The organism is uncultured Maritalea sp. (assembly GCF_937139385.1).
Lineage (GTDB): Bacteria > Pseudomonadota > Alphaproteobacteria > Rhizobiales > Devosiaceae > Maritalea > Maritalea porphyrae_A.
In genome coordinates this window covers 1-11840 of the sequence record NZ_CAKZPW010000063.1, presented here as the reverse complement: position 1 = coordinate 11840, position 11840 = coordinate 1, and the positions used below count along the sequence as shown (strand labels likewise).

The following is an 11840-nucleotide window of genomic DNA, read 5'->3' as shown; positions in this document are numbered from 1 at the left end:
GATGCCGGTTTCAATGACCACATCCGTTGGGCCACCAATCATGATTAAGTGTTCAACATTGTCACGACGGATGATGACCAATTGGCGCTTATTATCGACAGCTGCCGTGCTTATAACGCCCAAACGTTTTACTCGATTTCCAAGGCCGTTGCGACTGGCGTTGAAGGCAAATTTTAGCAGCCAAACTACGAGTATGATGGCAACGATGGTTATCGCGAGACCGCCCGCAAGTACCCAAATGTTGTTGTCAACATTGCCAAAAAGATCGCTGATAAAACCCATTTTGCTGCCCGTTTCCCCGTTGGATGCGTAAGTTTGCGCCATTTTTAGGCGCTGCGCATAGGAAATTTATTCCCACGCTGTCAGCTATACAAGCAAATTTGGCAAGGGCAAGGCCGAAAAACCCCTATAAATTGCAATTTGGGAGATATCGTTAATGAGGTGTTAACTAAATGGGCGGCAATATCTGCCTAGTAGAAGTGGAAGCCTGATTATGTCGATTTCGAAAATGCCCTTGTTCCAAGCGCTTAGTGAAAAAATGAAGTGGCATCAAACACGCCAGTCATTATTGGCCGAGAATGTAGCAAATGCGGAAACGCCCGGCTATCGTGGACGCGACCTTAAGGCATTTTCATTTGCGGACCAAATGAGTTCTGTCCAGATGTCGAGTGTTTCGACAACTGCAACCAATGCACAGCACTTTAGCGTTGCTGGGCAAGGAGCAGACAAGTTTGGTGCGCGCAAAATGAATAGTTTTGAGATTACGCCAGAAGGCAACGCTGTCGTTTTGGAAGATGAAATGATGAAGGTTGCCGGCAACCAAATGGACTATCAGGCCGCGACCGCGATCTATACGCGTTCGATTAAGCTGATCAAAACGGCGCTAGGCAAGGCCTGAAAACGGCTTTGGGCAGTAGGAGTAAAAAATGACTGACTTTATGAGCTCATTGAAAATTGCCGCAACTGGCTTGCATGCGCAATCTGCTCGTATGCGGATTATTGCCGAAAATATGGCCAATGCTAGCTCTGCAGCGAAAGAGCCGGGTGGGGACCCGTATCGTCGCCGTGTGCCAACATTTGAGGCTGTTTACAATAGTGAGTTGCAGGCCAACCAGGTTGAGATCGGCAAAGTCAGCTACGACATGAGTGATTTTCAAAGCCGTTATGAACCGGGACATCCGGCGGCCGATGAGCGCGGATATGTGCTCTATCCAAATGTGAATTCTTTGATTGAGACCATGGATATGCGCGAAGCGCAAAGGACATATGAGGCCAACTTGAATGTGATCACGACGTCGCGCCAAATGCTTGGTGGTACGTTGGATATTTTGCGTGGGTAGCACGCGTTAACGGAGAGCCAATTGCTGCACAATCGTTGGGGAACGGTGGTGAGGTGAGGCAAGAGTAAAACTGGGGAATCAAATGAGCGTACCGTTTTCTGCGGCATCAAATGCTTACGCAAGTGCAACCAAACTTGTCGATCAGGCCTCCAAAGCAGCGCCTGGCGCGGCGGCCGGAAACATGGGTGCTGCTCCTGATTTCGGCAAGTTGGTTGCGGAATCAATTGGCGAAGTTGTCGAGTCTGGACGCGTCGCCGACAAAAAGGCACTAGATCTTGTTGATGGAAAGTCCAACGTGGTTGATGTTGTGACCGCAATCTCTGAAACTGAAATAGCACTGCAAACCATGGTAACGATTCGTGACCGGGTGATTAGTGCTTATGAAGAAATCATGCGGATGCCGATTTAGGGTGTCTGTTTCACCTTAGTTGGAGGCCAAGATGACCGGTGCGCAAGTTCTTGATGTTGCACAAGACGGTATTTGGACCTTGATCTATGTGTCATCCCCATTGATGCTAGTGGGGTTGGTTGTTGGTGTTGTGATCGCGCTGTTTCAGGCGCTGACGCAAATCCAAGAGATGACACTGGTGTTTGTGCCAAAGATTTTAGCAATTTTTATCACTATGATATTGTTGTTGCCGTTTATGGGTTCGATGATGAGCGGCTATATGCATCGCGTCGCCGATCTCATAGTGTCTGGCGGCTAATGGGATGAGCATTGATTGGCTCCCACAAACTGCGCTGATCTACATTCTGATATTTGCGCGCCTAGGCACCTTGATTATGCTGATGCCGGGTTTTAGCTCTCAGCGTTTGCCTATGCGCATGCGGTTGACGCTGGCGTTGGTGTTTACATTTATCATGTATCCGCTCATTTCGCAGTATTACCCGACGCAAACGGTTACGTTCTATCCTGCTATTTTTTTATTGCTGTCTGAAATTGGCGTGGGGCTGATCATTGGCGGGGTCACGAGAATTCTAATGTCCGCAGCACAAGTGGCGGGTACAGTGATTGCCTTTCAAACTGGCCTTTCATTTGCGCAAACCGCCGATCCGACCCAAGGTGGTGTACAAGGTGCGATATTTGGAAATTTCATTGCCGTTTTGGGTGTGACCATGGTTTTCACCCTGGATCTGCACCATTTGGTACTCGCTGCGATCTATAACAGTTATTCGCTGTTTTTGCCCGGTGCCGCGCTGGATCTGAGGGATGCAGCGGATATGGCAATTGAGGTGATCGCTGGCAGTTTTGTCGTCGGGGTGCAAATGTCTGCACCTTTTATTGTGTTCGGACTGGTCTTTTATTTTGGCCTTGGATTGTTGGCGCGTTTGATGCCTCAATTGCAAGTATTCTTTATCGCTATGCCGGCAAATATCGCGATTGGCCTTTTGCTGTTTGTGCTTCTGCTGACGATGATAATGACTTGGTATATGAATCATATCGAGCAATTCTTGCTCCGCATGATCGGGTAAAGCGGTCATGGCAGACGAACCGGATAAGTCCGAGAAAACCGAGGACCCCTCTGAGAAAAAGCTCGATGATGCTCATAAACGTGGTGACGTGGCCAAAAGTCAGGAACTGACGACTTGGTTTATGATGGTTGGCACGGCGTTTGTTTTTGCGCTTCTGGCCCCCTTTACCGCATCTAGTTTGATGGGGCAGCTCAAAATGATCATGCTAAACGCAGATCAAATTGAAGTGGGAGGACCAGGATTTGCCGCCTTCTGGCAAGGTCTTTCAGGAACCGTTTTGGTTGTCGCGATTGTGCCATTGTTGCTGATGGCTTTTTTTGCGCTTGCTGCGAACTTGGTGCAACATAAACCCGTTTGGTCACTTGATCCGATAAAGCCAAAATTCTCGAAAGTCTCACCATTGCAGGGGGCAAAGCGTCTGTTTTCCAGCGAAGCGTTGGTCAACTTTGCCAAAGGCATTGCCAAGTTGAGCATTGTATCGATCATTATGTTTTTGGTGATGTGGCCGGAACGTGACCGTTTGGACACAATCATCACTGCAGACCCATCAATGATAATGCCGGTTTTTCAGGAGATGGGCATCAAGATCATCATGGGTACTTTGGCGGTTATCACCGTTGTTGCGGGATTGGACTTTATGTACCAGCGCAACAAATGGTGGGAGAAACAAAAAATGACCATCAAAGAAATTCGTGACGAATACAAACAAATGGAAGGTGATCCTAAGGTCAAAGCCAAGATTAGACAATTGCGTGCCGAGCGTGGTCGCAAACGCATGATGGCGGCAGTACCTGAGGCAAGTGTGGTCATTACAAACCCGACCCACTATGCGATTGCATTGAAATACGAAAAAGGCATGGGCGCTCCAATCTGTTTGGCCAAAGGAACCGATGCAGTAGCCCTAAAGATTCGAGAAGTTGCGGGCGAGCACGAAATCCCCATTGTTGAAAACCCGCCATTGGCGCGTGCGTTACACGCAACAGTGGAAGTGGAGGAAGAAATTCCCGCCGAGCACTTCAAAGCAGTGGCGCAGGTTATCGGCTATGTGATGCAATTGCGCAAATCACGTTCTTGGAGCGCGAACTAGTTCAGCCAAGTTTTGGAAAACTGTTCGAATTAACGAAAAAATACTGCGCAAATCATTGAAATGCTAAATAATGTATTAATCTTGCTTGATGCGAGCGCATCTAATGATGATGATTAGATAGAACAATAATCATGATTCTTGCGGTTTTTGGGGCGATTGATCATGCCCACCGTGAGACAAAATAGGGGCAAAAAAATGTCCATGACGCCGCTGGCCGAAGATAGCTATCCCCAACCTGCAGCACAAGCGCGCTTGGGTGGCGGGGGCGTGTGGCGTGTCATTTTTCTCTCTGCGTTATTCGTTGGCCTGGCCATAGCCTATTCTGTCTATGGCGACCAAATCCCATCCGACATGTTATTGTTGGTTTTGGGCGTTTTGGCTGTGATTGGTGTTTTTTGTCTGTTTGGGCTTGCTGCTGGCTTGTTCAAAATTGCGCAAACGGACGATGGTCCCGCGCTGCAAAACGCCATAGTTGACAGTCTGGATTATGGCGCTGTGGTTGCAGACAGAGAAGGACGCATTGTGTATGCGAACGCGGCCTACGGTGATTTGATTTCGGGGCTGAACCGCAAATCGCTCGTAAGTGTGCCGCGGCTTTTTGCTAGCGCTGCGGAAGCAAGCGAAGCGATCTACCGACTTTCACGCGCAGCCCACGATGGCCGCCGCGCGATAGAAGATATTCGATTGACCGAGGGGCCGGGGCTCAAGAGCGGTACCAACGATACAATTTGGTATCGCGTTTCTGTGAAAGCCTTGCCAGAAATAGACGGCGATTCTGGTAAAAAGCTGGTGCTATGGTCGGTTGAAGACATTTCGCGGGACCGTGAGCGGCAAGAGAACATTTTCTTAGAGTTGCAAAAAGCAATTGACTATCTCGACCATGCGCCTGCTGGTTTCTTTTCCACCGATGGACGGGGAAAAATTCAATATCTCAACGCCACGCTTGCCAATTGGCTTGGTTATGATTTGGCTGAGTTTGATGCAGGTTCTTTGCGATTGTCTGAAATTGTACGTGGTGAAGGGTCCGGCCTGCTGCTTGGCGGGCGCAACGACGGACAAATTAAGACCGAAGTCATTGATATCGATTTGGTGAAACGGGATGGTACAAACTTTCCTGTGCGCTTGCTGCACCGCGCAGCACGGCTTGCTGAAGGTGATTTGGGTGAAACGCGCACGTTAGTGCTGGATCGTGCGCCGGGCATTGATGCGTCTGAAGAGTTGCGTAACGCTGAAGTGCGGTTTAGCCGTTTCTTCAACGACACCCCATTTGCGATTGCAGCACTTGATGCAACGGGCAATATTGTGCGGACGAATGCACCGTTTATGCGGACGTTTGGCAATGAGCATGGCGAAAAGGCAACTGAAGGGCTGCCATTGACCGAACTCGTTGCGCCGGAGGCAAAATCTAGATTTGTGGCGGCTATTGATGCAGCGAAATCTAATCAATCGACCATTGAACCCGTGGATACAGTTCTTGCAGCAAATGAAGAGCGCAGCGTGCGCCTTTATGTGTCTGGTATTGCTGATGGGGGCAGTATTGACGAGCGGGTTATCGTTTATGCGCTTGATACGACCGAGCAACGGGTGTTGGAGCAGCAGTTTGCGCAAAGTCAGAAAATGCAAGCTGTTGGCCAATTGGCTGGTGGCATTGCGCACGATTTAAACAATATATTGACGGCTATTATTGGGTTCTCTGACCTGTTGTTGCTGAATTTGCGGCCAAATGACCCTTCATTTAAAGACACAATGGAAATCAAGCAAAACGCTAACCGGGCTGCGGGCTTGGTGCGGCAATTGCTGGCATTTTCGCGTCGTCAGACGCTGCGGTTGGAAGTATTAGAAGTTTCGCTGCTGGTTGATGATCTAACGGTACTGTTTAAGCGCTTAATTGGCGACAGTATCACCCTAACGGTGGATCATGCTGCAGACATTTGGCCTGTGCGTGCTGACCATATTCAGCTTGAACAGGTTGTAATCAACCTGGTGGTAAATGCGCGAGATGCAATGCCGGATGGGGGCAGTGTAAAAATTCGCACAAGCAATGTTGAGGAAGCGGTTGCGGCAACATTTAATTATCGTGGCATGCCACCCGCGGATTATGTGCTGATTGAAGTTCAAGACTCAGGAACCGGGATTCCTCAAGAGGTGCTTGAAAAGATTTTTGAACCGTTCTTTACAACTAAAGATATTGGCAAGGGCACGGGGCTCGGCCTTTCAACTGTCTATGGGATCGTAAAGCAAACCGGCGGGTTCATTTATGCCGATACAGAAATCGGCGTGGGCACTACATTCAAAATCTTCTTGCCACGCTATGCTCCCAAAGAAGACAAGTTGAAGCTGTCGCAAGATAAGCCTTTACCTGAGGTTGCGCCTAAAGTGCGTGATTTGACAGGCAAAGAGCGCATATTGATTGTTGAAGATGAGGACAGCGTGCGGGCTTTCGCGTCGCGGGCACTGGCATCTGCAGGCTATGTTGTGCATGAAGCGGACAGTGGGGTGGAAGCGCTTGAAGTGCTCGAAGAAATAGATGGTGAAATTGAGCTGCTTATTTCTGACGTGGTAATGCCCGAAATGGACGGACCAACGCTGTTGACGCATATGCGTGAACGTTACCCAGACATAAAGGTCATATTTGTGTCCGGTTATGCAGAGGAAAACATTCGCAAAGGACTGGAAGACGACAGTTCTGTGGATTTCTTGGCAAAACCCTTCTCATTGAAGCAATTGGCACAAAAAGTAAAAACCGTTTTGGCAGGCGCTGAATAGCGCCTGCTAGTCTTTCGCCTAACCAGTAGTGCGACGCATAAGCGCTTCAATCGGTCCGCGCTTGAAATTTTTTCGCCACAAGTAGGTGAACAAAATTGAAGCTGCGACGAACTCAATTGCGGCCCAGAGTGCAATTGTTGTGGACGTTTTTTCGACTAGGCCCAGCGCTTCGACAATGCCCATGCCTATTAATATATGTGCAAAATACAAGGTGAGCGTTTGCTGGCCGGTGTGACAAAGCGTCTTGAGCAAATCGCTTTGATAGGCTTTTTCGGGGACGAGTAAGCAAGCTCCGATTACACACAGAGCGGTGCTTGCTCCGTTTAGCATATAAAGTGGCCCTGGCGGAATGGGGGATGTGGCAAAAACTGTTGCTGTATCTTGGCCCAAAATGGGAACCATAGCACCGACCAACACTTCGCTCAGCATCGGGATCACGACCATGCCGGAGATCCCGACAACGACAATACGTTGTGCGTTTTGCTTGTTGGCCAAATCCAATTTGGCCAAAAATATGCCAAAACTGAAGAATGCCAGCCACGGAATAACGGGGTGCCATCCATTGAAGAACAGATTTCTGAAAAACCCAGCATATGTCCAAAATCCATTGTAGTTGAGGGTGCTCCAGTTCCAACCAGCATCATAATCCAAGAGCAGCATTAGTACTGGAAATGCAAAAACAATGAAAAGCGTTATTGCGAGCAACGATCGCTTACTTAGAGATAGCAACCACATACCAATGGCGAAATAGACCGCATAATAGTGGATGATGTCGGCTTCAAAAATGGACATGTTGATGAGCCCAATGACCATCAAAAATGCTGCTCGCTTGAGCATGGTTGTGTGAAAAGTTTTGGTGGTTGTGCGTTGATAGGCGAGGGTGACGCCAACACCAGCCAAAACAACAAATGTTGCGGCAGCCTTGCCCTCCAAAAAGACGAGCGCACTATTCAGGAAGTCGTGTGCTGTGTCCTCGCCGGAGAACATCACAACCTGAAAATTGACAATAACCATGCCGAAAAATGCAAAGAACCGCGCGAGGTCTAGTCCACTTAGTCGTTGGGGAGCCATGGGAGAATATCCATAAATTAGTCGAACAATCGTTCTAATATACGCCTGATTCTACCGTGTTCAAGTGAATAGGCGCACTATTCTTGTCGTGGCTTGAAATGAATCTGTGGATGCATAATCAGGCCGGAATGTGAATTGTGAGAACAAAGCTAGAATAAAACAAATTTTATTGTTTAGTTGCAGTGGTTTATATCTATTGACATTGTAGTGAAAACATGAGAACAAATACGGTACAAATTAAATAAATAGATTTGCCCGATGGTTGCATGACGGCGCTGGTTTTGGAATAAGGAGAAGGTAATGGCTAATTCTCAACTTCGCGTAGTCGAGGGGGGTTCTATGGATAAGAACAAAGCACTCGAGGCGGCACTGTCGCAAATCGAGAGAAACTTCGGCAAAGGTTCAATCATGAAGCTGGGTGAAAACACAGCGGTTGAAGTTGAGTCTGTGCCAACGGGTTCCCTGGGCCTAGATATCGCCTTAGGGATTGGCGGTTTACCACGGGGCCGAATTGTTGAAGTCTTTGGTCCTGAGAGTTCTGGTAAGACTACTTTGGCGCTACATGCAATTGCTGAAGCGCAAAAAGCGGGGGGCATTTGTGCCTTTGTTGATGCAGAGCACGCGCTTGATCCAATTTATGCGCGCAAACTTGGCGTCAATATTGATGATTTACTGATTTCTCAGCCAGATACCGGCGAACAGGCACTAGAGATTACGGACACTTTGGTTCGTTCTGGCGCAATTGATTTGTTGGTTGTTGATTCCGTTGCGGCGTTGACACCAAAGGCCGAACTTGAAGGCGAGATGGGAGATTCACTTCCCGGTTTGCAAGCACGATTGATGAGCCAGGCTATGCGTAAACTCACTGGCTCTATTTCGCGTTCGAAAACAATGGTGCTGTTTATCAACCAAATCAGACACAAGATTGGTGTGATGTTTGGTTCACCTGAAACCACAACGGGTGGTAACGCTCTTAAATTCTATGCTTCAGTTCGTTTGGACATTCGTCGGATTGGCGCGATTAAAGAGCGCGATGAAGTTGTTGGCAACCAAACACGGGTAAAGGTGGTCAAAAATAAGTTGGCTCCACCGTTCCGTCAGGTCGAATTTGATATTATGTATGGCGAAGGTATTTCCAAAACCGGTGAATTGCTTGACTTGGGTGTTAAGGCTGGAATTGTCGAGAAATCGGGTTCTTGGTTCTCTTACAACAGCGAACGCTTAGGGCAGGGCCGTGAGAATTCCCGTCAATTCCTGAAAGACAATCCGCATCTGGCCTACGAAATTGAGGCGGGAGTGCGCGAAAGTGCTGGCTTAAACACTGACAATATGGTTGAGCCAGCGGCAATCACCGAACTTGATCCAACTCTGATTGAAGCTGACAAAGAATAAGCTGTCGAGAATGTGAATTTGCCCAACGTCAGATGGGTGAAAACGCTCTTAATCTAGATACACCTCACAAAAAGGCGCGGGCGAAAGTCGGCGCTTTTTTTATGGGAAAATTGACTTGGCGCACACTCACCTAGACAGGGGGCATTGCAGAGGTTAAAAACAGCAAAAATGTCAATTGCTCCAATTGTTTTGGGGCCTTCAACAAACCGGCAGGCTTTATGAGTAGCGTCAACCAAATCCGCTCCAAGTTTATCGACTATTTCAACAAGAATGGTCACGAAGTTGTAGCGTCTGGTCCCTTGGTCCCGCAGAATGATCCAACCTTGATGTTCACCAATTCAGGTATGGTTCCTTTTAAAAACGTGTTCACAGGTCTTGAAAAGCGTGCGTACACACGCGCCACATCCGCGCAAAAGTGTGTGCGTGCAGGTGGCAAGCACAATGATTTGGACAACGTAGGGTTCACCGCACGTCACCATACATTCTTTGAAATGATGGGGAATTTTTCCTTTGGCGACTACTTCAAGGAAAATGCCATTGAGTTGGCGTGGAACCTGATCACAAAAGAATATCAGCTGCCAGTGGAAAAACTGTTGGTGACGGTCTATGCGGATGACGATGAGGCATTTGATCTTTGGAAGAAGATCGCTGGATTGTCTGAGGACAAGATCATACGCATTGCGACTTCAGACAATTTTTGGTCAATGGGTGACACTGGGCCTTGCGGGCCGTCTTCTGAAATCTTTTACGACCATGGCGACCACATTTGGGGTGGGCGTCCCGGCACACCAGAAGAAGACGGCGACCGTTTTATCGAGATTTGGAATTTGGTGTTCATGCAATATGAACAGCATGCAAATGGCGAGCGTACGAATTTGCCGAACCCTTCCATCGACACGGGGATGGGGTTGGAGCGTTTTGCAGCTTTGATGCAAGGCACTCACGACAATTACAAAACCAACATGTTCAAAACGCTGATTGGCGACATTGCCAATGCAACGAATACAGATATTGCCGATAAAGGTGATCAGAGTCGGCGGGTGATCGCTGACCATTTGCGGTCCATGTCGTTTTTGATTGCCGAAGGTGTGTTGCCCTCAAATGAGGGGCGAGGCTACGTTTTGCGTCGTATTATGCGCCGTGCTATGCGCCACGCGACATTGCTCGGTGCGGATAAACCGGTCATCCACTCGGTTGTACCCACATTGGTGCGCGAGATGGGGCAGGCTTATCCCGAACTGGTGCATGGTGAACAAATGATCGCAGAGACTGTTCGGTTAGAGGAAGAGCGTTTTCTTAAAACACTCAGCCGCGGGCTTTCCATTCTAGAAGAAGAAAGCGCCGCATTGGGGGAAGGTGATGTATTGGAAGGCCGCACAGCTTTCAAGCTCTATGATACCTATGGTTTCCCGCTCGATCTCACGCAGGACGCGCTGCGCCAACGTGGCGTAGAAGTGGACCAGGCCGGGTTTGACGCCGCTATGGCCGCTCAGAAAGCTGAGGCTCGGGCGAACTGGAGTGGTTCTGGTGATGCCGCAAATGAGGCTGTTTGGTTTGGGATTGCCGACAAAGCGGGTGCAACTGAGTTCTTAGGTTATGAACATGAGCGGGCTGAAGGTGTGGTAACCGCGATTGTGAAAGACGGCGAAGAGGTTCTTGAACTGAGTGCTGGTGAGCAAGGGCAGATTGTCCTTAACCAGACACCATTTTATGCAGAAAGTGGCGGGCAGGTGGGTGATCACGGCACCGCACTGGGTGAAGGTGTTAGTGTTCAGATAACCAATGTAACCAAGCATGTGGGTAAGGTTTTTGCTCACGCGGCAACTGTAACCGCTGGTGTGGTGAAGGTGAGGCAACCTCTAGACATGCGTGTTGACAGTGCTCGGCGCGCTTCAATACGTGCCAATCACTCCGCTACACACCTATTGCATGAGGCACTTCGTGAAACCTTGGGTGCGCATGTGGCGCAAAAGGGATCTTTGGTCTCTCCGGATCGTTTGAGATTTGATTTTTCTCACACAAAAGCGGTGAGCGACGAAGAGATTGCCAACATTGAGCGGTTGGCCAACGCCATAATTGTTCAAAACTCAGTCGTAGAAACCCGCTTGATGGGGGTCGATGAGGCCAAAGAAGCTGGTGCAATGGCGCTATTTGGTGAAAAGTACGGTGACGAGGTGCGCGTCGTTTCTATGGGTAAAGCGCTTGAAGGCGAGAAAGCCGGCAAGACTTACTCAATGGAGCTTTGCGGCGGAACACACGTGCGCAATACTGGTGAAATAGGGTTGGTTAAAGTTGTGGCCGAAAGTGCGGTTGCGTCCGGTGTGCGTCGGCTTGAAGCTCTTACGGCACAAGGTGCGTGCGCTTACCTTGATGAGCAGGACAAGACCGTCAAGAGCATTGCAGATCGTTTGAAAGTAGCGCCACGTGACGCACTCGTGCGTGTTGATGCATTGATTGAGGAACGCAAGTCTCTTGAAAAGCAATTGAGCGAAGCCCGTCAGAAATTGGCAATGGGTGGGGGCGCGACCGGTGATAACGGTCCTGAAGAAATTGCGGGAATATCCTTCGTCGGTCGCGTTGCAGAGGGTATTCCAACACGTGAGTTGCGGGGACTTGTGGATCAAGGCAAAGCGCAGATAAAATCTGGGATCGTGGCAATTGCCGGCGTCTCTGAAGATGGGAAAGCCGGTATTGCTGTTGGCGTTACTGAT

Annotated in this window: 10 protein-coding genes and 1 pseudogene; 9 read left to right on the top strand and 2 right to left on the bottom strand. The window is 49.0% G+C overall.

Going from position 1 to position 11840, the window contains the following annotated elements; translation table 11 throughout:
• Positions 1-282, bottom strand: a pseudogene (locus Q0231_RS02760) (flagellar biosynthetic protein FliO); the annotation flags it as partial.
• 211 nt (positions 283-493) lie between these two features.
• Between Q0231_RS02760 and flgB the strand changes: the two are divergent.
• From flgB to cckA, 7 genes are all read left to right on the top strand, one after another.
• Complete coding sequence (gene flgB / locus Q0231_RS02755; RefSeq protein ID WP_269393867.1) at positions 494-898, top strand: flagellar basal body rod protein FlgB; 405 nt, start codon at positions 494-496, stop codon at positions 896-898.
• A 28-nt stretch (positions 899-926) separates the two neighbouring features.
• Positions 927-1340 (top strand): flagellar basal body rod protein FlgC, encoded by a 414-nt coding sequence (flgC, locus tag Q0231_RS02750; RefSeq protein ID WP_269393868.1) that lies wholly within the window; start codon positions 927-929, stop codon positions 1338-1340.
• Positions 1341-1422: 82 nt separating this feature from the next.
• Complete coding sequence (gene fliE, locus Q0231_RS02745; protein ID WP_269393869.1) at positions 1423-1749, top strand: flagellar hook-basal body complex protein FliE; 327 nt, start codon at positions 1423-1425, stop codon at positions 1747-1749.
• Between the two features lie 31 nt (positions 1750-1780).
• Positions 1781-2047 carry a flagellar biosynthesis protein FliQ gene (gene fliQ / locus Q0231_RS02740; RefSeq protein ID WP_269393870.1) on the top strand — a complete coding sequence of 89 codons (267 nt, stop codon included), beginning with the start codon at positions 1781-1783 and terminating at the stop codon, positions 2045-2047.
• Between the two features lie 4 nt (positions 2048-2051).
• The gene (gene fliR, locus Q0231_RS02735; RefSeq protein ID WP_269393871.1) at positions 2052-2813 is read left to right on the top strand and encodes a flagellar biosynthetic protein FliR; all 762 of its coding nucleotides are present in this window, start codon (positions 2052-2054) and stop codon (positions 2811-2813) included.
• Positions 2814-2820: 7 nt separating this feature from the next.
• On the top strand, positions 2821-3900 hold the full coding sequence (gene flhB / locus Q0231_RS02730; RefSeq protein ID WP_269393872.1) for a flagellar biosynthesis protein FlhB: 1080 nt from the start codon (positions 2821-2823) through the stop codon (positions 3898-3900).
• Positions 3901-4101: 201 nt separating this feature from the next.
• Positions 4102-6666 (top strand): cell cycle histidine kinase CckA, encoded by a 2565-nt coding sequence (gene cckA, locus Q0231_RS02725; protein WP_367274459.1) that lies wholly within the window; start codon positions 4102-4104, stop codon positions 6664-6666.
• 18 nt (positions 6667-6684) lie between these two features.
• On the opposite strand, the gene Q0231_RS02720 is transcribed toward cckA, so the two are convergent.
• Positions 6685-7737, bottom strand: a complete 1053-nt coding sequence (locus Q0231_RS02720; RefSeq protein ID WP_299344762.1) for a DUF418 domain-containing protein — start codon at positions 7735-7737, stop codon at positions 6685-6687.
• A gap of 300 nt (positions 7738-8037) precedes the next feature.
• Between Q0231_RS02720 and recA the strand changes: the two genes are divergently transcribed.
• The gene (gene recA / locus Q0231_RS02715) at positions 8038-9129 is read left to right on the top strand and encodes a recombinase RecA (RefSeq protein ID WP_269393875.1); all 1092 of its coding nucleotides are present in this window, start codon (positions 8038-8040) and stop codon (positions 9127-9129) included.
• A gap of 218 nt (positions 9130-9347) precedes the next feature.
• Positions 9348-11840, top strand: a 2493-nt coding sequence (gene alaS, locus Q0231_RS02710) for an alanine--tRNA ligase (RefSeq protein WP_299344757.1), incomplete at its 3' end; no start/stop codon positions are given.